This window comes from Pseudomonas oryzagri (genome assembly GCF_020831405.1).
Classification (GTDB): Bacteria; Pseudomonadota; Gammaproteobacteria; order Pseudomonadales; family Pseudomonadaceae; genus Geopseudomonas; species Geopseudomonas oryzagri.
This window is the reverse complement of record NZ_JAJHPU010000037.1, coordinates 97,039-119,788: the sequence shown is the minus strand read 5'-3', so window position 1 is coordinate 119,788 and position 22,750 is coordinate 97,039. Positions and strand designations below refer to the sequence as shown.

The 22,750-nt window shown below is 62.5% G+C and carries 24 protein-coding genes, 3 tRNA genes and 1 rRNA gene; 22 read left to right on the top strand and 6 right to left on the bottom strand.

Annotated elements, in window-relative coordinates:
- The first annotated feature begins 187 nt into the window (after nt 1-187).
- Nucleotides 188-303: ribosomal RNA gene (rrf, locus tag LMJ29_RS13260) — 5S ribosomal RNA — on the top strand.
- 192 nt (nt 304-495) lie between these two features.
- Nucleotides 496-1,437: a DUF808 domain-containing protein gene (locus LMJ29_RS13255; protein ID WP_229605989.1), complete on the top strand. Its 942-nt coding sequence runs from the start codon at nt 496-498 to the stop codon at nt 1,435-1,437.
- Between the two features lie 18 nt (nt 1,438-1,455).
- On the opposite strand, the gene LMJ29_RS13250 is transcribed toward LMJ29_RS13255, so the two are convergent.
- Complete coding sequence (locus tag LMJ29_RS13250) at nt 1,456-1,971, bottom strand: O-acetyl-ADP-ribose deacetylase (RefSeq protein WP_229605988.1); 516 nt, start codon at nt 1,969-1,971, stop codon at nt 1,456-1,458.
- 71 nt (nt 1,972-2,042) lie between these two features.
- Complete coding sequence (locus tag LMJ29_RS13245) at nt 2,043-3,872, bottom strand: ABCB family ABC transporter ATP-binding protein/permease (protein ID WP_229605987.1); 1,830 nt, start codon at nt 3,870-3,872, stop codon at nt 2,043-2,045.
- A 211-nt stretch (nt 3,873-4,083) separates the two neighbouring features.
- Here LMJ29_RS13245 and LMJ29_RS13240 point away from each other — a divergent pair, with 211 nt between their 5' ends.
- The 3 genes from LMJ29_RS13240 to LMJ29_RS13230 all read left to right on the top strand — a co-directional run bounded on the left by LMJ29_RS13240 (nt 4,084) and on the right by LMJ29_RS13230 (nt 6,166).
- Nucleotides 4,084-4,713 (top strand): FliH/SctL family protein, encoded by a 630-nt coding sequence (locus LMJ29_RS13240; protein ID WP_229605986.1) that lies wholly within the window; start codon nt 4,084-4,086, stop codon nt 4,711-4,713.
- Between the two features lie 107 nt (nt 4,714-4,820).
- On the top strand, nt 4,821-5,219 hold the full coding sequence (locus LMJ29_RS13235; protein WP_229605985.1) for a PA2779 family protein: 399 nt from the start codon (nt 4,821-4,823) through the stop codon (nt 5,217-5,219).
- Entirely contained in the window at nt 5,216-6,166 is a 951-nt protein-coding gene (locus tag LMJ29_RS13230) for a PA2778 family cysteine peptidase (RefSeq protein WP_229605984.1), read from the top strand. The genes LMJ29_RS13235 and LMJ29_RS13230 overlap by 4 nt, the downstream gene beginning before the upstream one ends.
- Nucleotides 6,167-6,215: 49 nt before the next feature.
- Here LMJ29_RS13230 and LMJ29_RS13225 read toward each other — a convergent pair whose 3' ends face one another.
- The gene (locus LMJ29_RS13225; RefSeq protein ID WP_229605983.1) at nt 6,216-7,499 is read right to left on the bottom strand and encodes an NAD(P)/FAD-dependent oxidoreductase; all 1,284 of its coding nucleotides are present in this window, start codon (nt 7,497-7,499) and stop codon (nt 6,216-6,218) included.
- A 184-nt stretch (nt 7,500-7,683) separates the two neighbouring features.
- Between LMJ29_RS13225 and LMJ29_RS13220 the strand changes: the two genes are divergently transcribed.
- The 3 genes from LMJ29_RS13220 to LMJ29_RS13210 all read left to right on the top strand — a co-directional run bounded on the left by LMJ29_RS13220 (nt 7,684) and on the right by LMJ29_RS13210 (nt 8,745).
- A tRNA-Val gene (locus LMJ29_RS13220) sits at nt 7,684-7,760 on the top strand.
- Nucleotides 7,761-7,766: 6 nt separating this feature from the next.
- A tRNA-Val gene (locus LMJ29_RS13215) sits at nt 7,767-7,843 on the top strand.
- 74 nt (nt 7,844-7,917) lie between these two features.
- Nucleotides 7,918-8,745 (top strand): alpha/beta fold hydrolase, encoded by an 828-nt coding sequence (locus LMJ29_RS13210; RefSeq protein WP_229605994.1) that lies wholly within the window; start codon nt 7,918-7,920, stop codon nt 8,743-8,745.
- A gap of 177 nt (nt 8,746-8,922) precedes the next feature.
- On the opposite strand, the gene LMJ29_RS20970 is transcribed toward LMJ29_RS13210, so the two are convergent.
- Entirely contained in the window at nt 8,923-9,045 is a 123-nt protein-coding gene (locus tag LMJ29_RS20970; RefSeq protein WP_264758890.1) for a hypothetical protein, read from the bottom strand.
- Nucleotides 9,046-9,084: 39 nt separating this feature from the next.
- Here LMJ29_RS20970 and LMJ29_RS13205 point away from each other — a divergent pair, with 39 nt between their 5' ends.
- Complete coding sequence (locus LMJ29_RS13205) at nt 9,085-9,450, top strand: hypothetical protein (protein WP_229605982.1); 366 nt, start codon at nt 9,085-9,087, stop codon at nt 9,448-9,450.
- A gap of 117 nt (nt 9,451-9,567) precedes the next feature.
- Here the strand turns inward: LMJ29_RS13205 and LMJ29_RS13200 are convergent, their stop codons facing one another.
- Nucleotides 9,568-10,539 (bottom strand): hypothetical protein, encoded by a 972-nt coding sequence (locus LMJ29_RS13200; RefSeq protein ID WP_229605981.1) that lies wholly within the window; start codon nt 10,537-10,539, stop codon nt 9,568-9,570.
- 468 nt (nt 10,540-11,007) lie between these two features.
- On the opposite strand from LMJ29_RS13200, the gene thrS reads away from it, so the two are divergent.
- The 10 genes from thrS to LMJ29_RS13150 all read left to right on the top strand — a co-directional run bounded on the left by thrS (nt 11,008) and on the right by LMJ29_RS13150 (nt 19,636).
- Nucleotides 11,008-12,918, top strand: a complete 1,911-nt coding sequence (thrS, locus tag LMJ29_RS13195; RefSeq protein WP_229605980.1) for a threonine--tRNA ligase — start codon at nt 11,008-11,010, stop codon at nt 12,916-12,918.
- A 33-nt stretch (nt 12,919-12,951) separates the two neighbouring features.
- Nucleotides 12,952-13,485 (top strand): translation initiation factor IF-3, encoded by a 534-nt coding sequence (infC, locus tag LMJ29_RS13190; protein ID WP_229605979.1) that lies wholly within the window; start codon nt 12,952-12,954, stop codon nt 13,483-13,485.
- Between the two features lie 60 nt (nt 13,486-13,545).
- Nucleotides 13,546-13,740 carry a 50S ribosomal protein L35 gene (gene rpmI, locus LMJ29_RS13185; RefSeq protein WP_229605978.1) on the top strand — a complete coding sequence of 65 codons (195 nt, stop codon included), beginning with the start codon at nt 13,546-13,548 and terminating at the stop codon, nt 13,738-13,740.
- Between the two features lie 31 nt (nt 13,741-13,771).
- Complete coding sequence (gene rplT, locus LMJ29_RS13180) at nt 13,772-14,128, top strand: 50S ribosomal protein L20 (RefSeq protein WP_229605977.1); 357 nt, start codon at nt 13,772-13,774, stop codon at nt 14,126-14,128.
- Nucleotides 14,129-14,224: 96 nt separating this feature from the next.
- Nucleotides 14,225-15,241, top strand: a complete 1,017-nt coding sequence (gene pheS / locus LMJ29_RS13175; protein WP_229605976.1) for a phenylalanine--tRNA ligase subunit alpha — start codon at nt 14,225-14,227, stop codon at nt 15,239-15,241.
- A 33-nt stretch (nt 15,242-15,274) separates the two neighbouring features.
- A complete protein-coding gene (gene pheT, locus LMJ29_RS13170; RefSeq protein WP_229605975.1) occupies nt 15,275-17,653 on the top strand; it encodes a phenylalanine--tRNA ligase subunit beta in 2,379 nt (792 codons plus the stop codon).
- Between the two features lie 3 nt (nt 17,654-17,656).
- A complete protein-coding gene (gene ihfA / locus LMJ29_RS13165) occupies nt 17,657-17,959 on the top strand; it encodes an integration host factor subunit alpha (RefSeq protein WP_229605974.1) in 303 nt (100 codons plus the stop codon).
- Nucleotides 17,940-18,302: a MerR family transcriptional regulator gene (locus LMJ29_RS13160; RefSeq protein ID WP_229605973.1), complete on the top strand. Its 363-nt coding sequence runs from the start codon at nt 17,940-17,942 to the stop codon at nt 18,300-18,302. The genes ihfA and LMJ29_RS13160 overlap by 20 nt, the downstream gene beginning before the upstream one ends.
- A gap of 74 nt (nt 18,303-18,376) precedes the next feature.
- A tRNA-Pro gene (locus LMJ29_RS13155) sits at nt 18,377-18,453 on the top strand.
- A 238-nt stretch (nt 18,454-18,691) separates the two neighbouring features.
- Complete coding sequence (locus LMJ29_RS13150) at nt 18,692-19,636, top strand: IS481 family transposase (RefSeq protein ID WP_229605972.1); 945 nt, start codon at nt 18,692-18,694, stop codon at nt 19,634-19,636.
- A gap of 105 nt (nt 19,637-19,741) precedes the next feature.
- Here LMJ29_RS13150 and LMJ29_RS13145 read toward each other — a convergent pair whose 3' ends face one another.
- Nucleotides 19,742-20,914 (bottom strand): helix-turn-helix transcriptional regulator, encoded by a 1,173-nt coding sequence (locus LMJ29_RS13145; RefSeq protein ID WP_319942223.1) that lies wholly within the window; start codon nt 20,912-20,914, stop codon nt 19,742-19,744.
- 31 nt (nt 20,915-20,945) lie between these two features.
- Between LMJ29_RS13145 and LMJ29_RS13140 the strand changes: the two genes are divergently transcribed.
- The 3 genes from LMJ29_RS13140 to LMJ29_RS13130 all read left to right on the top strand — a co-directional run bounded on the left by LMJ29_RS13140 (nt 20,946) and on the right by LMJ29_RS13130 (nt 22,741).
- Nucleotides 20,946-21,167 carry a hypothetical protein gene (locus LMJ29_RS13140; RefSeq protein ID WP_229605971.1) on the top strand — a complete coding sequence of 74 codons (222 nt, stop codon included), beginning with the start codon at nt 20,946-20,948 and terminating at the stop codon, nt 21,165-21,167.
- 99 nt (nt 21,168-21,266) lie between these two features.
- Complete coding sequence (locus tag LMJ29_RS13135; protein WP_229605970.1) at nt 21,267-22,355, top strand: ADP-ribosylglycohydrolase family protein; 1,089 nt, start codon at nt 21,267-21,269, stop codon at nt 22,353-22,355.
- Between the two features lie 14 nt (nt 22,356-22,369).
- The gene (locus LMJ29_RS13130) at nt 22,370-22,741 is read left to right on the top strand and encodes a hypothetical protein (protein WP_229605969.1); all 372 of its coding nucleotides are present in this window, start codon (nt 22,370-22,372) and stop codon (nt 22,739-22,741) included.
- Nucleotides 22,742-22,750: the final 9 nt, after the last annotated feature.

The following is a 22,750-nucleotide window of genomic DNA, read 5'->3' as shown; positions in this document are numbered from 1 at the left end:
GAGGCGTTGAGCTAACCAATACTAATTGCCCGTGAGGCTTGACCATATAACACCCAAACAATCTGGGCCGAACGGCACAGTGGGTGTGACAGGCCGAAAGCTTGCAGAACCGCAAATTACCGAATACGTTTACCGATATCACGTACCCGATTCGGGGTAGCGCGAAAGCGATGCCCCAACCGAATTGCTTGACGACCATAGAGCGTTGGAACCACCTGATCCCATCCCGAACTCAGCAGTGAAACGACGCATCGCCGATGGTAGTGTGGGGCTTCCCCATGTGAGAGTAGGTCATCGTCAAGCACCTATACCGAACCCCCGATCAGCTCGCGCTGGTCGGGGGTTCGTCTTTGCGCGCCCGGAAAGCCTGGCTGCCTGGTGGACGGGCAGGGTTATCCTTGCGGGCGGCCGGTCTGCCACAGAAAATGACTCGCGGCAGGCGTATCGTCGCAGGCGATGGCCTGAATCCATAATTCGCACCCAAGGAGAATCAATTTGGCTGGAAGCAGCTTGCTCGCACTGATTGACGACATTGCCACCATCCTCGACGACGTTTCGGTGATGACCAAAGTGGCTGCCAAGAAGACTGCCGGGGTGCTCGGCGACGACCTGGCCTTGAATGCCCAGCAGGTGACTGGCGTGGCTGCAGACCGGGAGTTGCCGGTGGTCTGGGCTGTCGCCAAGGGCTCTTTCCTGAACAAGCTGATCCTGGTGCCTGCCGCGCTGCTGATCAGCGCAATCGCCCCCTGGGCGATCACTCCGTTGCTGATGCTGGGCGGCGCCTTCTTGTGTTTCGAGGGCTTCGAGAAGCTTGCCCACAAGTTCCTGCACAGCAAGGCCGAGGAGGAGGCCGAACATGCTCGCCAGTTGGAGGCGCTCAACGATCCGGCGGTCGACATGCTGACTTTCGAGCGGGACAAGATCAAAGGCGCAGTGCGCACGGATTTCATCCTTTCCGCCGAGATCATTGCGATTACCTTGGGCGCCGTCGCCAGCGCTGCATTCATGCAGCAGGTGCTGGTGCTGTCGACCATCGCCATCGTCATGACCGCCGGTGTCTACGGTCTGGTGGCGGGCATCGTCAAGCTGGACGATTTCGGTCTTCATCTGTGCCGCCGGAGTTCGCATCTGGCGCAGCGCAGTGGCGCCATTATTCTCCGCGCCGCGCCCTACCTGATGAAGGGACTCTCCGTGGTGGGCACCGCGGCCATGTTCATGGTCGGCGGTGCCATCCTCACCCATGGAATTCCGGTGGTTCACCATGCCATCGAGCAGGTGGCGCACGTTGGTGACCAGGCATCGGCGTTGGCTACGGTAGTGCAGGTCATAGTGCCGACCCTGCTCAACGCTGCCTTTGGCGTGCTGGTCGGCGGCGTGGTAGTGGTCGTGGTGGCTCTGTTCGGCAAGCTCCGGAGCAAATCAAGTCTGACCGTATAGTGAGGGGATCTGCAGGTCTCAAGCGTCGGCTTGGAGAAGCCGCGCATAGACCTGCAGATCAGCCGTGGAGAAGCAGCAGAACAGCACTGATTCGATGAGAGGAAGTGCCGGCAGTTCAGCGCGGACAGTGGCCACGGCAATATTCGCAGCCTGTTCGAAGGGGAAGCCGTAGATGCCGGTGCTGATGCACGGGAAGGCCAGACTTCGTGCGCCGGCGGCTGCGGCGACTTCGAGCGAGCGGCGGTAACAGGAGGCCAGCAACTCTGCCTCCTGCCGCGTGCCGTCCTGCCAGACAGGGCCGACCGTGTGCACGACGAAGTGAGCGGGAAGGCGATAGCCCGGCGTCAGCTTGGCGTCTCCACTCGCGCAGCCGCCGAGGCGGCGGCATGCTTCGATCAGTTCAGGACCGCCGGCCCGCAGGATGGTGCCGGAGACGCCGCCGCCACCAAGCAGTGACGAGTTGGCGGCATTGACGATGGCATCGACGGTGAGGGTGGTAATGTCGGCCTGGATGGCTTGCAGCGTGGCGGGCATGGCATCGCAACCTGGCGAGAGGGAATGGGCCCTTTCACATTAGAAGGTGCCGAGCCGGCCTGCCTATCAGCTCATCGCTCCTGCGCCTCGGCGTCCTGTTCCGCCCGCTGCTGTTGCAGGCGCCACATCTGCGCATAGCGACCATTGAGGGCCAGAAGCTGGACATGGGTGCCCTGTTCGACGATGCGCCCGCCGTCCATCACCAGGATCCGATCGGCATTCATCACCGTGGACAGGCGGTGGGCGATGACCAGCGTGGTGCGCCCTATCTGGATGCGATCGAGTTCGGCCTGGATGGCCCGCTCCGATTGCGAGTCCAGGGCGGAAGTCGCCTCATCGAAGATCAGGATGCTGGGATTTTTGAGGATCGCCCGGGCGATGGCTACCCGCTGCTTTTCGCCGCCGGAGAGCTTCAGGCCGCGCTCGCCGACCTGCGTCTCGTAACCGTCCGGCAGGCTCTGGACGAACTCGTGGATATGCGCAGCCCGCGCGGCAGCTTCGACTTCCGCGCGACTGGCGCTCGGCTGGCCGTAGAGAATGTTGTAATAGATGCTGTCGTTGAACAGCACCGTGTCCTGCGGAACTATGGCGATGGCGCCGCGCAGCGAGGCCTGGGTCAATTGGCGCAGATCCAGTCCGTCAATGGTTATGCGCCCGCCATCAACATCGTAGAAGCGGTAGAGCAAACGGGCCAGGGTCGACTTGCCGCAGCCGGAGTGGCCGACGACCGCGACAGTGCCGCCGGCGGGGATTTCGAAAGCCACTTCATGCAGGATCTGCCGACGCGGATCGTAGCCGAAGTTCACCTTCTCGAAGCGCACGCAGGGACGGATTGCCAGTAGAGGCACGGCATCCGGGGCGTCCTGTACATCTTGGTGGACATCGAGCAGGTCGAACAGGCGCTCCATGTTGGTCAGGGCCTGCTTCACCTCGCGGTACATCATGCCGAGCAGGAACAGTGGCGCCGAAAGCTGCAGCAGATAAGCGTTGACCAGTACCAGGTCGCCGACGGTCATGCTGCCGTCCACTACTCCGGCGGCAGCCAGCCACATCATGGCGGTGACGCCGACGGACACCATGGCCGTCTGCCCGAGGTTGAGAACAGCCAAACTGGTGGTCGCCTTGACCTTGGTGTCTTCCAGACGCTTCAGGTTCTCGTCGTAGCGCGCGGCCTCGTGCGCCTCATTGTTGAAGTACTTGACCGTCTCGTAGTTCAGCAGCGAGTCGACCGCCCGTTCATTAGCGCGAGTATCGGCTTCTACCGAAGCGCGATAGTAGCTGGTGCGCCACTCGGTCACCGCGAAGGTCCATAGCCCGTAGACCAGCAGAGTCGCCAGGGTGATGACAGCGAAGCGCCAGTCGTAGGCCCATACCAGCACCGCCGTGACCAGGATGACTTCGAGCAGAATCGGGATGATCGAGTAGAGTGTCCAGTCGAGCAGGTCGGCAATCGCACTGCCGCCGCGCTCCACGTCGCGGGCAACGCCGCCGGTGCGGCGGCTGAGATGGAATTTCAGGCTGAGGCGGTGCAGATGGCGAAAGACCCTGAGGGTGACCTCACGTGAGGTGCGCGCCATGACACGGGCGAACACGACCTGGCGAAGTTCGGTGAACAGGGTCACGCCGATGCGCGCGGTGCCATAGGCGAGCAGCAGGCCGACCGGCAACAACAGCAGGCTGGGTTCGACGTTGAGGCCATCGACAATGTGCTTGAGAAGGATGGGAACCCACAGGTTGAACAGCTTGGAGATGAGCACCAACCCCAAGGCGAGAAGGATGCGGCCCAGGTAGGGGCGCAGATAGGGTAGCAGGTCGCCGATCACGGCCAGATCGCTGCGGGCACGGCCCTTGCGGTGGACTGGTACAGCCTCCGGGGCTTCTTGAGCGTCACTGCTGTTCATACCGGCTGATCCTAGAGGCGTTGCCATGGCTTGGGAGTGATAATGCTGGCCTGACAGGGCTGCCTCTGCAACGTCCCGGCCAGCTCCAGCGTGTGCATCTGTTGCCGGCGAATAGATCGATTGTTGCATTTCTGCGGATGCTCTCACGGATGTCGATGCAGGAGCTGGGCAGGATGCGCGCTCAGTGATCAGAAGGCAGGGAGTGCTGCGCATGAGAGTAGATAAGCTTTCCCCGACGGCTGCACCGACCGAGACGATGGGCGAGGAAGGATGGGAGGCGGGATATCGGCAGGGATTCCTGGATGGACATGCCGCTGGTGCGGTTACCGAGCGCCTGCGCCTCGAGGCGATGGAAGGGATGCTGCAGCAACTGGTGGAGGAAAAGCACCGGCTGGTCGGCGAGGTCCGCCTGCTGGGCGAGCGGTTGGCCGATCATGATGCGGCCTTCGATGCCCACCTGAAAGCCGAGATGGAAAACCTTCATCGCCGCGCAGCCAATGCCGAGGTGGAACTCGCCTCCCTGCGGCAGAACCTGGCGTCGTTAGATGACTCACTGGTGCAGCGCTCGCGGCAGTATGTGACCCAAGCCTGGCTGTACAACAGCTGCCGGGTATTCATGGGCGCTACGCGCAAGGTGCTCGAGTCTCTGCTGGGCGAGGAGTCCCAGGTTTCGGAGCAGGTGCGTAGCCTGTTCGGAAGACTCTATACCGAGCAGGTCAGGCAGTCGCTGGAAAAGGGGATGATCAAGACCGCGCCGGAAACCTGTCCCGAATTTGCCGCCGCGATGCCGGCCACCCGCAAGTTTATCCTCGAACTGCTTCGCGCCCAGCGCAGCAAATAAGCGGGGCGTTGTGGAGTACGCAGCAAGCCGGCAAGGTTTCACCTATCCTGCGGGGAACCCCTGTCGCGCAGCGACGGTCTAGAGCGGACATACAAAAGGAGTCCCCCATGATCAAGCGTGCTTTTTTCCGTCCGCTGGCTGCGGCAACGGCTGCAGCCTATTTGCTGCTGATGGCTCAGGCGCCACTCGCCCAGGCAGGAATGATTGGTACTTCCGAAGTACTGCTGGCCCAGCAACAGCAGGTCGACCGCCAACAATTGCTGACCATGTTGGACGACCAGGGCGTCAAGGACAAGCTCGCTTCCTTGGGCGTCGAGCGGTCTCAGGTCGAGCAGCGCATCAACGGCCTCAGCAATGCGGAGCTGGCCCAGTTCAACCAGCAACTGAGTGAAGCTCCCGCCGGCGGCATCATCGGCATCATCGTATTGTTCCTGGTGATCTTCATCATCACCGACCTGCTTTGCGCCACCGATCTGTTCACCTTCGTCAAGTGCATCAACCGATGAGCTTGCGGGCGCTCGGGTTGTTGCTGGCCCTGTTCTGGCTCGCCGGTTGCGCCCACCAGCCGGCATTGCCTCCCGAGGCTACGCGGTTGCCCGAGAGGGTCGAATTGAGCGAAGTGCCCTTCTTCCCGCAAGCGGACTATCAATGTGGTCCCGCAGCCTTGGCGACGATGCTCAACCAGCGTGGCGTGGCGACTACCCCGGGACTGCTCAAGGACCGCGTATTCCTGCCCGGCCGAGAGGGCAGCCTGCAGGTCGAACTGGTGGCCACCGCGCGTGCCCACGACCTGCTGGTCTATCCGTTGCCGCCACGACTGGAGGCCTTGCTGACGGAGGTGGCGGCGGGCAATCCGGTGCTGGTATTGCAGAATCTTGCGTTCGCCTGGTATCCGCGCTGGCACTTCGCCGTTCTCGTCGGCTACGACCGTCAGCGGAACGAGTTGATCCTGCGCTCCGGGACCACGCGACGCTGGGTGACCGACTTCGCCAGTTTCGAGGCGACCTGGGCGCGTGGCGGGCGTTGGGCCGTGGTGACCTTGCCACCGGAGCGCTTGCCGGCACGAGCCGAGTTGCGGCCCTGGCTGCAAGCCGCGACAGACCTGGAGCAGACCGGTCGTGGCAAGGTGGCGCAGCGCGCCTATCAGACGGCGGTGCGGCAATGGCCTGATGAGGGGATGAGCTGGTTCGCCCTCGGCAATTCCCGCTATGCGGCAGGCGATGTCGAAGGGGCGCAGGCCGCCTTGCACCAGGCGGTCGCTGTCGCCCCTGGCTGGGCTCCGGGGTGGGGCAATCTTGCCCACGTGTTGGCCGAGCAGGGCTGTGCGTCACAGGCGCAGCAGGCCCGGCAATGCGCTCATCAACTGGCGCCGCAGGATCAGCGGTTTGCCGAGGCGCTGCCACCCGCCAAGGGGCAGGGCAGTTGCCCGAGTCTGGCAGTCTGTCCCCTTTAGCAGCGCCCCTGAAGCGCAGCGGCCTCTCGGGGCCGTTGTCGTTTTCCAGCTATACGCCGAACTGATCGCGCAACTGGTAGTACCAGGCGCCCAAGGCGGTGAATGGCACTCGGAACAGGCGGCCGCCGGGGAAGGGATAATGGCGCAGGCCGGCGAAAGCGTCGAAGCGCTCGGCCTGGCCGCGCAGGGCTTCGGCCAGCACCTTGCCGGCGAGATGGGTGTAGGTCACGCCATGGCCGCTGCAACCCTGCGAGTAATAGATGTTGTCGCCGAGCCGACCCACCTGCGGCAAACGCGACAGAGTGAGCAGGAAGTTGCCGGTCCAGGCGAAGTCGATCTTTACGTTCTTCAACTGCGGGAAGGTGTTGAGCATCTTCGGCCGGATGATGCCCTCGATGTCGGCCGGGTCGCGCGCGCCGTAGACCACGCCCCCCCCATAGATCAGCCGGCGGTCGGCGGACAGGCGGAAGTAGTCGAGTAGGTAGTTGCAGTCCTCGACGCAGTAGTCCTGGGGCAGCAGCGAGTTTGCCAGCTCCTCGCCCAGCGGCTCGGTGGCGATCACCTGACTGCCACAGGGCATCGACTTGGCCGCCAGCTCCGGCAGCAGGTTGCCGAGATAGGCGTTGCCGGCCACCACCACGAACTTGGCACGCACCCGTCCCTGGTCGGTATGCACCACCGGGTTGGCGCCGCGTTCGATGCGCAGTACCGGGGATTGCTCGTGGATGACACCGCCCAGCGATTCCACCGCGTCCGCCTCGCCCAAGGCCAGGTTCAGCGGGTGGATATGTCCGCCGCTGCGATCAAGCATGCCGCCGATATAGTTGTCGCTCGCCACCACCTGGCGGATCGACTGGCGATCGAGAAGCTCCAGCTGAGTGTGGCCGTAGCGCTCCCAGAGTCGCTTCTGCGCTTCCAGATGACTCATCTGCTTGGCGGTGAAGGCAGCGAAAACACCGCCATTCTTGAGGTCGCACTGGATGCCATAGCGCTGGATGCGCTCGCGGATGATCCGCCCGCCCTCGAAGGCCATCTCGCCGATCAGGCGAGCGGCGGGCGCGTTGGTGCTGTGCTCGATGACATCAATGTCGCGGCTGTAGCTGTTGACTATCTGGCCGCCGTTGCGGCCCGATGCACCGAAACCGACCCTGGCAGCCTCCAGGATGCTCACCTTGAAGCCGTGTTCGGCGAGGAACAGGGCAGTCGACAGACCGGTATAGCCGGCGCCGACGACGCACACGTCGGTTTCGCTTTCCCCCTGCAGCGGAGGGCGCTGCGGCGCACGGTTGGCGGAAAAGGCGTAATAGGATTGCGGATAGGAAGTGTGCGGCATCTTGCAACCTCTGTTGTATATCCTTTACGTGTGCTTCGATCCTACTCGGGATTTTCGTGGCCTGCCAGAGGGCGGCGGAACGGCTGGATCTGCGCCTCTGAGAAAAAGATGGTGTTTTTTCAGAGGGTTAGCGAAAAAGGAGTTGACGGGGCAGCGGCTGCTCCTTAATATTCGCGGCCACTGCAGGCGCATAGCTCAGTTGGTTAGAGCACCACCTTGACATGGTGGGGGTCGTTGGTTCGAGTCCAATTGCGCCTACCAAATTGCAGGCACATAGCTCAGTTGGTTAGAGCACCACCTTGACATGGTGGGGGTCGTTGGTTCGAGTCCAATTGTGCCTACCAAATACAGAAAAGCCGGTCATCTCGACCGGCTTTTCTGTTTTCTGCATTCCCAAGATTGCTTGCGAGGTCAGGCGGTGGAAACCGTGGCTTGGCATCTGCCCGATTACGAACTTAAAGGTGTGGAGGTAGGGGCGGGCGCGCCCTTGCTCCTGGTGCATGGTTCGTTGTGCGACTACCGCTTCTGGTCGGCGCAGGCGCCGATGCTGGCCGAGCGTTGGCGGGTGCTGGTGCCGAGCCTGCGACGCTGTTTTCCGGAGCGCTGGGATGGCCTGGGCGGCGGCTTCTCCACCGACCAGCATGTGGCCGACCTTATCGAGCTGATCGAGCGGCAGGGCGAGTCCATGCACGTGGTTGGTCATTCGCGTGGCGGCAATGTCGTCCTGCGCATGGCGGCGCAGCGGCCGGAGCTGGTGCGCTCCCTGTCGCTGGCCGACCCGGGGGGTGACTATGCTGTGGAGCTGTTTGCGTCGGCGGGCTTGCCGGCACCGGTTGCCGCCGGCGAGCGCAACCAGTTCCGCCTCGAGGCGCTGCGCCTGATTCGCGAGGGGCAGGCCGAAGCGGGTCTGCAGTTGTTCGTCGATACCGTCAGCGGTACCGGGATCTGGCAGCGCTCCTCGGCGCGCTTTCGACACATGGCGCTGGATAACGCCTTCACCCTGGTGGGGCAGGTCGAGGATCGGCCGGAGCCGATCGGTGCCGAGTTGCTGGCGCGGGTGCGCTGTCCTGTCCTGTTCCTCGGTGGTGAGCGCAGCCCACAGCCATTCCCGACGATTCTGCGAATGCTTGAACATCATTTGCCAGGTGCGCGTTGCGAGGTGCTGCCAGGGGTGTCGCATGGCATGAATGTCCAGCGCCCGGCCTTGTTCAATCGATTGATCGCTGAGTTCCTCGAGACGCTCTAAGCGAGCTTGTCGCCGCTAGGCCTATCGATGAGAGGGCGAGTTACCTTGCCGTTGTTTTTAGGGGTGGGGGGCCGATGCACGATCGCGACAATCGCACGATGGGATGGCGCGCATGGAGGATAACCTCCGCGGCGATGGCCGCATTGTCTTCTTGTCCACTCCACGTCGCCGGGGCGTTCATGCAATTGCCTTGGGCGACGTACGGATTTGAGGGCCGTCATTTTCTGGGCTATATAAAATTGAGGCCATGGTGGCGAGCGATGCCGTGTCGGTGAAGCGGCTGCACAGGCGCTGTTTCATGGAAATGCCGCTTCTGGTTTCAACAGAGGAGGGAGAGCCATGAGTCGGCAACAATGGGCGATTAGCGCTCGCACTTCCGTCCTTGTCTGTGCCGTGTTGAGTGCTGCTGTGCCGGCAATCGGTTTCGCGGCTGAAGGGGATGGATCGGATTCTGCCTTCAATCAAATGGTGCAGGAAATGTCTGCCCGGGACACCGGTTCCCGGTGGATCGACTCCTACGTCGAAATGGTCAACAACCAGATTGCTTCGGCGCCCGAGGAACCCTACGGTGCTGCGGGTCCGAATGGCCCGGTGTCGGGCTTCGATGGCTATGTGTCCGGCTTCTCTGCTCCGGATACGGGATCGATGTGGTTCAACAGCTACGTGGATAGCGTCAAGCAGACGCTGAAGGCCAAGGGCTATTGAACTCGGCGGCTTTTCCCTTCTGAGTGAATGACGCTGGCGCTGGATGGAGCGATGGATATGGGGTAGGGGCTTCCTCTGCTCCATATTCGTGCGATTTGAGGCGCATAGGCGGGGTGGTTAAATGAAATACGCCAGCCAAGCCATATTGGTGTCTGGTGAAGTTTCCCCCTTGATTCCGAAGAGTGCCATGGTCTGGCGGACGAGTTCCTGCTCTCGGGGAGGGCAAGCGGCCTGCCAGTCGGCCAGGTATTCCGGGAAAGTCTTGGCGGCGCTCGCCTGGTCCGCGTTCAGATACCCAATGGCTCGCCACAGGTCCGGTGTTGTCTCGAACAGCGGCAGCAGCGCCGTCGCGGCCAATTCGTTCTTCTCTCGCAGGTAGGGGGTCTCCTGCAGAGCGGTGCGATTATCCTGGTACCACTGATCGAGCTGCTGCGCCGCGGGCAGGCGACGATGGTTTTCGCCGAGCAGATAACTGGCGTAGGCGGCGAATGTGGAGCCATAGCCGATCCATTGGCGTGCCGGAGGGTTGCCTTCCCAGGTGGTTGCCAAGCGTTTCAGGGTAAAGAGCGAGGCGGTTTCGCATAGGGTTTCTTCGAACCACTGGTTGTGGTTGGCCACTTCGTCGCCTATTACGGCTTTGTGGTCGAAGTTCGAGAAGATGTGGCACAGCTCATGGGAAAATTGATACGCATACTGGAACCAGCGCTCGTCGCGGGCCGTGAGATGTACGACATACTCGCCTTCCGGTCCGCGTTCGTAGAGAACCCGTGGAGAGTTGAAGCGCGGTATGACGCGGATTTTTATCGGTTGATCCCCGCGCTTGGCGACGTAAGCCTGGAATTCGGCCGCTGTTCGTTGCAGGACCAGCTGAATGTCGGCTGCGTCCGCGTTTCCCCAGTTGCCGGGTGCGACAGTGATCGCCAGGCCGCTTTGGTCCGCCAGGCTTTCCCCAGGCTCGGGGGCGCGGATCGCCATGGCCGACAGTGGCATCGCTGCGGCTAAGACCAAGACGGCCCCTAGCACTCGCCGGAAGCTCGAGGTCAAAAAGCCTGAAGCCGAAGAGCCATTTTGGCCAACTGCCTTTTTCATGCATGCCTCGCCCGTAACGAGCCACAACCTGCCACGAAAGCCAAATTACTCTTGGTTGAGGGGTTGTCAATTTGCCCCGATCAGTGGGCAATCGCATGAGTATCTCGAATGCCTGCATCGTCCTGAAAAGCCCGATATTGATGGGGCTATGGGGCTTCCTCGCTCGTAGGGGAGCGAGTCCCAAAGGCGTGTCTCCCCTTTATCCGATTACCTGGCTCGATTCCCGCAGGGTTCGGCTATTGTCTGGGCGGGAGAGGTAATGGTCTTCTGTTTGGCGCTTTACCTTGCGCCTGTCCGGCTTTTCTGAAACGATGGCGGGCTTATTTTTCCAGTGATCTCCGCCCGAGTGCCGGGAAGGCCATCTTAGGTCCTGCCATCGTGAGGCAGTTTTCCCGCCGGGCGCCGCTTACTGGCTCATCCCACCCCATGTGGCCTTTGGTAGGGGTCACCACTGAGAGAGGAGGCGCCATGCCCATCGTTACTCTTCCCGACGGTAGTCAGCGTTCGTTCGAGCAGCCGGTCAGCGTGGCCGAGGTTGCCCAGTCCATCGGTGCCGGTCTGGCCAAGGCCGCTCTGGCCGGCAAGATTGACGGCCAGTTGGTGGATACCTCGCATGTCATCGAAGGCGACGTCGCGCTGTCGATCATCACCGCCCGGGATGCGGAGGGCGTCGACGTCCTGCGTCACTCCTGTGCCCACTTGATGGCCATGGCCGTGCAGGAGCTGTTCCCCGGTACCCAGGTCACTATCGGTCCGGTGGTCAACGACGGTTTCTACTACGACTTCGACTGCGAGCGTCCCTTCACCAGCGAGGATCTCGAGAAGATCGAGGCGAAGATGTACGAGTTGGCCAAGGCCGATTTTCAGGTCAGTCGCTCGCTGATGTCGCGCGACGAGGCGGTGGCCTTCTTCGACAAGCTCGGCGAGAAGTACAAGGTCGAGATCATCGAGGCGATCCCGGGCGATCAGCAGCTGTCCTTCTACCGGCAGGGCGATTTCATCGACCTGTGCCGCGGTCCGCACGTACCGTCCACCGGCAAGCTGCAAGCGTTCAAGCTGATGAAGGTGGCCGGCGCCTACTGGCGCGGCGACTCGAAGAACAAGATGCTGCAGCGTATCTACGGCACCTGCTGGGGCAACAAGCAGGACCTCAAGGATTACCTGCATCGCCTGGAGGAAGCCGAGAAGCGCGATCACCGCAAGATCGGCAAGCGTCTCGACCTGTTCCACACCCAGGAAGAAGCTCCCGGCATGGTGTTCTGGCACCCCAATGGCTGGACCCTGTACCAGGTGCTCGAGCAGTACATGCGTCGTGTGCAGCGCCAGAACGGCTATCTGGAGATCAAGACTCCGCAGGTGGTCGATCGCGTGCTGTGGGAGAAATCCGGTCACTGGGCCAACTACGGCGACCTGATGTTCACCACCGAGTCGGAAAGCCGCGACTATGCGGTCAAGCCGATGAACTGCCCGTGTCACGTGCAGGTGTTCAACCAGGGGCTGAAGAGCTACCGCGAGCTGCCGATGCGCCTGGCCGAGTTCGGTGCCTGCCACCGCAACGAGCCGTCCGGCTCCCTGCACGGCATCATGCGCGTGCGCGCCTTCGTTCAGGACGATGCGCACATCTTCTGCACCGAAGGTCAGATGCAGGACGAGGCGGCGGCCTTCATCAAGCTGACCCTCGATGTCTACTCCGACTTCGGCTTCAAGGATATCCAGCTCAAGCTGTCGACCCGTCCTGAGAAGCGCGTCGGCTCCGACGAGCTGTGGGATCGCGCCGAGGCCGCCCTGCAGTCGGCGTTGGACAACGCCGGGCTGCCGTGGGAGCTGCAACCGGGCGAGGGCGCCTTCTATGGTCCGAAGATCGAGTTTTCCCTGAAGGACTGCCTCGGTCGCGTCTGGCAGTGCGGCACCCTGCAGCTCGACTTCAACCTGCCGATCCGCCTGGGTGCCGAGTACGTCAGCGAAGACAACAGCCGCAAGCACCCGGTGATGTTGCACCGCGCGGTGCTGGGCTCCTTCGAGCGTTTCATCGGCATCCTCATCGAGCACTACGAGGGTTCGTTCCCGGCCTGGCTGGCACCGACTCAGGCGGTGGTGCTGAACATCACCGACAAGCAGGGCGAATTTGCCGCCCAGGTGGCCGGCGCGCTCGAGGAAAGCGGATATCGTGCCAAGGCTGACTTGAGAAACGAGAAAATCGGCTTTAAAATCCGCGAGCATACTTTGCTCAAGGTTCCCTACCTGCTGGTTATCGGGGATCGCGAAGTCGAATCGCAGACCGTCGCCGTCCGTACGCGCGATGGACAGGATCTGGGCTCCATGACCGTAGGCGAGTTCCAGAATCTGCTGGCCGAGGCCGTTTCCCGGCGTGGTCGGTAACCTTTCGGAGTAATCACTATTAAGCAGCGCGACATGAGACAAGACAGGCGAGTCCAGTCCCGGCCCCCGATCAACGAAAACATCACCGCTCGCGAAGTCCGCCTGATCGGGGTGGATGGTCAGCAGGTCGGCGTGGTTTCTCTCAACGAGGCCTTGCAGGCTGCCGAAGAAGCCAAACTCGACCTGGTTGAGATCGTTGCTGACGCGGTTCCGCCCGTATGCCGGATCATGGATTACGGCAAACACCTGTTCGAAAAGAAGAAGCAGGCTGCCGAGGCGAAGAAGAACCAGAAGCAGGCACAAGTCAAGGAAGTAAAGTTCCGTCCTGGCACGGAAGAAGGGGATTATCAGGTAAAACTACGCAACCTGATACGTTTCCTTAATGATGGGGACAAGGCCAAGGTATCCTTGCGATTCCGCGGCCGTGAGATGGCCCACCAGGATCTGGGCATGGAGCTGTTGAAGCGGGTCGAAGTCGACCTCGCCGAATACGGCACCGTCGAACAGCATCCGAAGCTGGAAGGACGCCAGCTGATGATGGTCATCGCTCCCAAGAAGCGTAAGTAACCTCCAGGGCACTGGCAGGCCTTGTGGTTATGTGTAATCAATGAATGCGGAGTACCAAACATGCCAAAGATGAAAACCAAGAGCGGTGCCAAGAAGCGTTTCAAGGCCACTGCTAACGGCTTCAAGCACAAGCACGCTTTCAAGAGCCACATCCTGACCAAGATGACTACCAAGCGTAAGCGTCAGCTGCGCGGCACCTCGCTGATGCATGCATCCGACGTCGCCAAAGTAGAGCGCATGCTGCGCGTTCGTTAATCCGGTCAAGATAATCAAGAGGTTCTAAAGCATGGCTCGTGTCAAGCGTGGCGTTATCGCTCGTCGTCGTCACAAGAAAATTCTGAAACTCGCCAAGGGCTACTACGGTGCGCGTTCGCGCGTATTCCGCGTTGCCAAGCAGGCGGTGATCAAGGCCGGCCAGTACGCCTACCGTGACCGCCGTCAGAAGAAGCGCCAGTTCCGCGCTCTGTGGATCGCCCGTATCAACGCGGGTGCGCGCATCAACGGTCTGTCCTACAGCCGTCTGATCGCTGGTCTGAAGAAGGCCGCCATCGAGATCGACCGTAAGGTTCTGGCCGATCTGGCAGTGAACGAAAAAGCGGCGTTTGCTGCGATTGTCGAGAAAGCCAAAGCCGTTCTGGCCTAAGCCCCACGACAATCATCGGACCCTCGGGTCCGGGCTACGTCACCGATAGGGGAAGGGCCTTGTGCCCTTCCCCTATTTTGTATCTGGAGTCCGTACATGGAAAACCTGGATGCGCTGGTCTCCCAAGCCCTGGAGGCCGTGCGACACACCGAAGATGTGAATGCCCTGGAGCAGCTCCGGGTCCACTATCTCGGCAAGAAGGGCGAGCTGACCCAGCTGATGCAGACCCTGGGCAAGCTCTCTCCCGAGGAGCGCCCCAAGGCCGGTGCGCTGATCAACGCCGCCAAGACCAGCGTTCAGGATGCCCTCAATGCGCGCAAGGACGAGCTGGAGAGCGCGGCCCTGGCCGCCAGGCTGGCTGCCGAGCGCATCGACGTGACCCTGCCGGGCCGCGGTCAGGCCAGCGGGGGCCTGCACCCGGTGACCCGCACCTTCGAGCGCATCGAGCAGTTCTTCACCCGCATCGGCTACAACGTCGCCGAAGGCCCGGAAGTCGAAGACGACTATCACAACTTCGAAGCGCTCAACATCCCCGGCCACCATCCGGCGCGGGCGATGCACGACACCTTCTATTTCAACGCCAACATGCTGCTACGCACCCACACCTCGCCGGTCCAGGTGCGCACCATGGAAAGCCAGCAGCCGCCGATCCGCATCGTCTGCCCCGGCCGTGTATACCGCTGCGACTCCGATATCACCCACTCGCCGATGTTCCACCAGGTCGAAGGCCTGCTGGTCGACGAGAACGTCAGCTTCGCCGACCTCAAGGGCACCATCGAGGAATTCCTTCGCGTGTTCTTCGAGAAGCCGCTGGGCGTGCGTTTCCGCCCGTCGTTCTTCCCCTTCACCGAGCCGTCGGCCGAGGTCGACATGGAGTGCGTGATGTGCTCCGGCAAGGGCTGCCGCGTGTGCAAGCAGACCGGCTGGCTGGAGGTGATGGGCTGCGGCATGGTCCACCCGAACGTGCTGCGCATGTCCGGCATCGACCCGGAGAAGTACCAGGGCTTCGCCTTCGGCATGGGCGTCGAACGCATGGCCATGCTGCGCTATGGCGTCAACGATTTGCGCCTGTTCTTCGACAACGACCTGCGCTTCCTCGCGCAATTCCGCTAGGTCGAACGGTCAACCCGCTTTCAGGAGAACAGGATGAAATTCAGCGAACAATGGCTGCGCACCTGGGTCAACCCGCAGGTGTCGCGCGATGAACTGGTGGCCCGCCTGTCGATGGCCGGCCTCGAGGTGGACAGCGTCACCCCCGCCGCCGGCATCTTCACCGGCGTGGTGGTTGGCGAAATCATTTCCGCCGAACAGCACCCGGACGCCGACAAGCTGCGCGTCTGCCAGGTGAGCAACGGCAGCGAGACCTTCCAGGTGGTTTGCGGCGCGCCCAACGCCCGTCCGGGGATCAAGATCCCCTTCGCCATGCTCGGCGCCGAACTGCCGGGCGACTTCAAGATCAAGAAGGCCAAGCTGCGGGGTGTCGAATCCTTCGGCATGCTGTGCTCGGCCACCGAGCTGCAGATCAGCGACGACAATTCCGGTCTGTTCGAACTGGCCGCCGATGCGCCGGTCGGTGAGGACATCCGCAGCTACCTCAATCTCGACGACGCCAGCATCGAGGTCGACCTGACCCCGAACCGCGGCGACTGCCTGTCGGTGGCTGGACTCGCCCGCGAAGTCGGCGCCCTGTACGACGCCCCGGTCAGCCGTCCGGCCATCGCTGCCGTGCCGGCGGTGCACGACGAGGTGCGCAGCGTCGAGGTGCTGGCATCCCAGGCTTGCCCGCGCTACCTCGGCCGGGTGATCCGCAACGTCGACCTGTCGCGCCCGACCCCGCTGTGGATGGTCGAGCGCCTGCGCCGTTCCGACGTGCGCGCCATCGATCCGGCGGTCGATGTCACCAACTACGTAATGCTTGAGCTGGGCCAGCCGATGCACGCCTTCGATCTCGCCGAGATCAAGGGCGGCGTTCGCGTGCGCATGGCCGAGGCCGGCGAGAAGCTGGTGTTGCTGGACGGCCAGGAAGTCGAACTGCGTCCCGACACCCTGGTGATCGCCGACCATGAGCGCGCCCTGGCCATCGCCGGCGTGATGGGCGGCGAGCACAGCGGCGTCGCCGCCGGCACCCGCGACCTGTTCCTCGAGAGCGCCTTCTTCGACACCATCGCCATCGCCGGCAAGGCCCGCTCCTACGGCTTGCACACCGATGCGTCGCATCGCTTCGAGCGCGGCGTCGACTCGCAGCTGGCCCGCGAGGCCATGGAGCGCGCCACCGCGCTGCTGCTGGAAATCGTCGGCGGCGAGCCGGGGCCGATCATCGAGGCGGTCAGCCAGACCGACCTGCCGCAGGTCGCACCGGTCACCCTGCGCGCCGAGCGTATCGAGCAGATGCTCGGTCTCGAACTGCCGGCTGCCGAAGTCGAACGTCTGCTCGTCGCCCTGGGCCTCAAGATCGCCGCCAGCGGGGCAGGGCAGTGGCAGGTGGAGATTCCCAGCCATCGTTTCGACCTGTCCATCGAGGTCGATCTGATCGAGGAACTGGCCCGCCTGTACGGCTACAACCGTCTGCCGGTGCGCTACCCGCAGGCCCGCCTGGCGCCGCAGCCACAGAGCGAGACGCGTGCCGAGCTCGGCCAGCTGCGCCGCCTGCTGGTCGCCCGCGGCTACCAGGAAGCGGTCACCTTCAGCTTCATCGATCCGAAGTGGTTCGAGCTGTTCCACCCGGGCGTGCAACCGCTGACGCTGGCCAACCCGATCTCCGCCGATCTGGCCGCCATGCGCGCTTCGCTGTGGCCGGGCCTGGTCAAGGCGCTGCAGCACAATCTCAACCGCCAGCAGAGCCGCGTACGCCTGTTCGAATCCGGCCTGCGTTTCGTTGGCCAGCTCGACGAGCTCAAGCAGGAAAGCATGCTCGCCGGCGTGATCTGCGGCAGCCGCCAGCCGGAAGCCTGGGCCAACGGCCGCGAGACGGTGGACTTCTACGACCTCAAGGCCGACGTCGAGGCTCTGCTCGGCTACGCCGGCGCCGGCTCCGCCTTTACCTTCGTCGCCGGCGAGCATCCGGCCCTGCATCCGGGACAGACCGCGCGCATCGAGCGCGACGGCCAGCTGGTCGGTTTCCTGGGGGCGCTGCACCCGGAACTGGCCAAGGCGCTGGACCTCGAGCAGCCGGTTTACCTGTTCGAGCTGGTGCTGGCCGAGGTGGCCGCCGGTCGTCTGCCGCAGTTCCGCGAGCTGTCGCGCTTCCCCGAAGTGCGTCGCGACCTGGCCCTGCTGGTCGGTCGCGAGGTACCGGCGCAAAGCATGCTGGACGACATCCGCGCGCAGGCCGGCGAGCACCTCACCGACCTCCGTCTGTTCGACGTCTATCAGGGCAAAGGTATTGATCCACATAGCAAAAGTGTGGCAGTCGGCTTGACCTGGCAGCATCCATCGCGCACTCTTAATGACGAAGAAGTCAATGAAAATCTGCAGAGGATCATTGCTTCACTGGGAGAGCGGTTCCAAGCCACGTTAAGGAAGTAGCGTATGAAGGCCCTGACGAAAGCCGAGATCGCCGAACGCCTCCATGAGGAGTTGGGCCTGAACAAGCGGGAAGCCAAGGAGTTGGTCGAGCTGTTCTTCGAGGAAATTCGTCAGGCGTTGGAACACAACGAGCAGGTCAAGTTGTCCGGCTTCGGCAACTTCGACCTGCGCGACAAGCGCCAGCGACCCGGCCGCAATCCCAAGACGGGCGAGGAGATTCCCATCACCGCCCGTCGCGTGGTTACCTTCCGTCCCGGGCAGAAGCTCAAAGCGCGAGTCGAAGCCCATGCGGGAACCAAGTCCTGACGGCGAACTGCCGCCCATCCCCGGCAAGCGCTACTTCACCATCGGTGAGGTGAGCGAGCTGTGTGCGGTCAAACCGCATGTCCTGCGTTACTGGGAGCAGGAATTCCCCCAGCTGAACCCGGCCAAGCGCCGCGGCAATCGTCGCTACTACCAGCATCAGGATGTCCTGCTGATCCGCCAGATCCGCGCCTTGCTCTACGACCAAGGCTTCACCATCGGCGGGGCGCGCCAGCGTCTGTCCGGCGAAGCAGTCCGCGATGACAGCAGCCAGTACCACCAGTTGATCCGCCAGATGATCGCCGAACTGGAGGAGGTCCTCCACATCCTTCGCAGACCACACTGAAACGCAAAAAAAACTTCCACAATTCAGATGCTTAGGGTATAGTCCATCTCGTTTTCGGGTAACCGTAAACATGTCGGGGCGTAGCGCAGCCCGGTAGCGCACTTGCATGGGGTGCAAGGGGTCGAGTGTTCGAATCACTCCGTCCCGACCAAAAAACCCTAAAAAGCTCAAGTACTTACGGTGCTTGAGCTTTTTTTATGCCTGCTGTTTCTGGGGCTCCGAGTGCAATGAGCCTTTCTGGTCACCGTTGGGTCACCGTTAGCGAAAAGTTCTGTTAGTCCGCGAGTGAGCTCTGAACTCCTCTAGATGTGATCTCTCAGTAGGTTGTTCATCCGGGGCGTTCCCGGAATTCTGGAAGCGCGACCAACACAGCCTTCCAGGAGCCCCGGATGAACCTGCATAAACATGCCCGTCTTACCCCGCGAGGTCGAGCCCTTCTGGTTCAACGCATGCTCAACGGCCTGCGTGTCGAGGACGCGGCGCAGGCCGCAGGAGTGAGTGTCCGCACGGCCTACAAGTGGCTTCGGCGCTTTCGTGAGGAGGGCGAAGCCGGCCTGATGGATCGCTCGTCACGCCCGCACGCATGTCCGCATGCCACGGAGGGCAGCATGATCGAGCAGTTGATCGAGCTGCGCCGGTCCCGCAAGACCTACCGGCAGATCGCCCAGATGCTGGGTCTGGCCGTCAGCACGGTCGCCCGTCACCTCAAGCAAGCGGGCCTCCATCGACTGGCTGAACTGGAGCCGGCACCTGCGGTGGAGCGCTACGAGTACGCCAACCCCGGCGACCTCCTGCATCTGGACATCAAGAAGCTCGGCCGTTTCTGGAAGCCCGGACATCGGGTCACCGGCAACCGTCAGCAAAACTCCGGCGGTGCAGGCTGGGAGTTTGTCCACGTAGCCATCGACGATGCCTCCCGGCTGGCCTTCACCAGCCTGCATCCGGATGAGCGTGGCACCAGCGCTTGCCGGGCCCTGCTTCAGGCCTTGCGCTACTACCGGCTGGGCATCCGCTTCCGGCGGGTCATGACCGACAATGGCTCCTGCTATCGGTCCAGAGCGTTCCGGCGCTTGTGCCGACGCCTGGGGCTGCGGCATGTCCGCACGAAGCCCTATACGCCACGCACCAACGGCAAGGCCGAGCGCTTTATCCAGACGAGCTTGCGCGAGTGGGCCTACGCCCGCAGCTATGAATGCTCCGAGCAGCGAGCGGCCCACTTGCCTGCCTGGCTGCATCACTACAACTGGCACAGACCGCATGCCAGTCTCGGCTACAAACCGCCGATCAGCCGCGTTGCGCTTTCACTGAACAACGTACTGGGTTTACACATCTAGATCAGGAACAATGGTGTCCTTGGTCTACGGGGATGGTCAGCACGGTTTTGGGGCGAGTCTGATCTGACGCGGCGGCTCTTCTCGTGCCCTGTTTGGCGGCAGGGCTCAAGGAGCGTGCAGAGAGTGGGCTGCATGCCTATCCAGGCTGGGGAGTCCCCGATGCACAGCCAGCCCTGCCTCCAGCTGTCTGATCAATTCCTCCCGTAACGCCACCGGTTCATGCACGGCGATGGATCCCGCCTGTGACAGCATCCACCAGCGCAGCTGCCAGGAGTCCTGCACGGTTGCGGTCAGCCGGTGCCCATCCTCCTCTGGCTCCAACTCCATGTCGCTGGACAGCGGGGTTTCGCGTAGTTGTCGTGCCAGGTCTTCATTGATCCAGGCCTGCAAGGCGATGGGGCCTGCGCCTGGGCTGGTGAATTGCAGAGCGCCTCTGGCGATGTAGTCGTCGAGGCTGAAGCTGTCAGGACGACGACTTGGAGTCTCGAGAATCTCAGCCTGCTGGAAGCGATGGGCTGCATACAGCCGGACATCTTCGTAGGGCTCGGTGATCGCTGCCAGGTAGGTGATGTTGCCGCGCTGGATCAGGGCGAGAGGATTCAGCACCAGCTCGCGCACTTTGTTGCTGTGGGCTGCGAAGTAGTTGCAGCGCAGCTGGCGGTCATCGAGCAGGGCCTGTTGGATCTGCTCCAACAGCGCTTCGTCGAGCTCTGGTGCCAGCAGAGTCAGCTCCGGTGGCACGCTGGCGATCTTGTCGATCCACCGAGCTGTTGGTACCTGGGGTCCCAGAGCCTGCAGCTTCAGATGGGCCTGGGCAAAGCGTGGTTCCAGGCTCTTGAGCATGAAGCTGGGCAGGAGGGGACGCAGGCTGTCCTCGACCATCCGCAGGGTCAGTGCTTCGCTCACTGTCAGGCCTGGCAGCTCGGCAGTGGCGCCTGGCGTCCAGTACCAGCCATAGGGTGTGCCCTTGTCATTGCATTGCAGCGGGAACAGGTTCGATAGCTCGACCAGATCACGCTCGACGGTGCGCTTGCTGACCTTGAAGCCGGCTTCGGCCAGTCGCTGTGACAGTTCCAGGGCCGAAATGCCCGGCTGGCGGGCTGGTAGTGCTTTGAGCAGTTCCCATTGACGGCTCAGCGTGCTGCGCATGGAAGCGTTGGGCATGGTGGTGTCGTCCTTGGCTGAGTGGTTGGTACGCGGATCAAGATACATCAGCGGCAAGGTTAATACCCGAGCGCGACACCTGGTGTCGCGCTGTGGTGCCATGTTGGTGAACATCCGGATACCACTCCACTCGGGGAGGGGCGTCATGCGCGATTTGTTGGTCAGCTTTGGCTCGCTGTGTTTCTGGTACGGAGTAAAGCTGTGGTTTCTCTGGCTGTGTCTGGCCATCGTCCTCGACAGCTTGGGCAACGTCTCTCAGCGCATCGAAGACAGCCGCGGTCTCATCCTCACCCTTGCGCGTGTCATCTGGCAGTTGCCGCTGAGCCTCGGGCTGCTGTTGTTTATCGCCACTCTTTATATGGACTGATGGCAGTGCTCTTGGGGATTTGCTGCGTGCGATGCAAGCTGTCGCGTGCATCCGCCAGACTGCAGTGGTCAACCTGATGGTCACCATGGAGGCCTTGCCATGTATGTGCGTGAACGGACTCAAAGTCGAACACCGCCACGAGATCCCTCTGCCGTGCTGGGCTGCCTGCTCGGCGGTGCCGTGGGCGATGCGCTCGGTGCTCCTGTCGAGTTCCTGCGCTGGGCTAACATTCGCCGGGAGTTCGGGGAATCCGGCATCCGCGACTTCGTACCTGCCTACGGCCAGTTGGGAGCGATCACCGACGACACGCAGATGATGCTGTTCACCGCAGAGGGTCTGTTGCGTGCCCATGTGCGCGGCGTTGCTCGTGGCCTCTGCCACCCGCCAGGGGTTATCCATCACGCCCTGATGCGCTGGCTGCTGACCCAGGGTGAGCGCACTCCGCTCGAGGTTGGTCGGGACGGCTGGCTGTTCGAGGAGCGCCGCCTTTGGTCACGGCGCGCGCCTGGCAATACCTGCCTCTCGGCCCTGCGCGCCAGTCGCAGCTTCGGCGAGCTGGCTGACAACGACAGCAAGGGCTGCGGCGGCGTAATGCGCGTGGCGCCTTGTGCCTTCTTCCCGGATGCCTTCGACAATGCCGCCGAATCTGCACGCACCACCCACGGTCACCCAAGTGGATATCTGGCGGCTGGCCTGTTCGCCGACATCCTGGCGCGGATCTGGAGCGAGGGCATAACGCTCGCCGCAGCCACCAGAGCGAGTCTGGCAGCACACGGCGATAAACCTGGCATTGAGGAGACACGCAGCATCATCGAGCGAGTACTCGCCCTGCATGCGGCTGGCGAGCAGCCCAGCCCTGGGTCCATCGAACGGCTTGGCGGCGGTTGGGTAGCAGAAGAAGCCTTGGCCATCGGCCTGTGGTGCGCCTTGGCCGCACACACCCTGGAGGAGGGCGTTATCGCCGCCGTCAACCACAGTGGCGACAGCGACAGCACCGGACTGATCGCCGGCCACTTCCTTGGGCTGATCCACGGCCCCGATGCCATCCCGCGGCGCTGGCTGGAACACCTGGAGCTGCGCGACGTGATCGAGCAGGTGGCGAGGGACATCATCCAGGTTCCCGAGCAGTACCAGGTGGAAGATTGCGAGGTTGCCGAGGCTATCTGGCAGCGCTATCCGGGGTGGTAGGAGGAGAGACAGAGATGAGATGTCATCGGCACCTGCTGACCGCTGCCAGCCTTGGCCTGCTCATAGGCATGGCCTGCCTGGCTCAGGCCGCCGACCGCGATCTGGACAACGACGGCCGCTGGGACTTCAACCGGGGTGGTACGGACCGGGACAGCGACAACGATGGCCGCTGGGACTACGACAAGGGCGGCACCGATCGCGACCTCGACAATGACGGTCGTTGGGACTTTGGGGCAGGCGGTACGGATCGTGACGTCGACAATGATGGTCGTTGGGATCACGACAAGGGAGGTACCGACCGGGATCTCGACAACGACAAGCGCTGGGATTACGACCAAGGCGGCTCGGATCGGGATCTGGACAATGATGGGCAGTGGGATGACTGAGCATTCAGT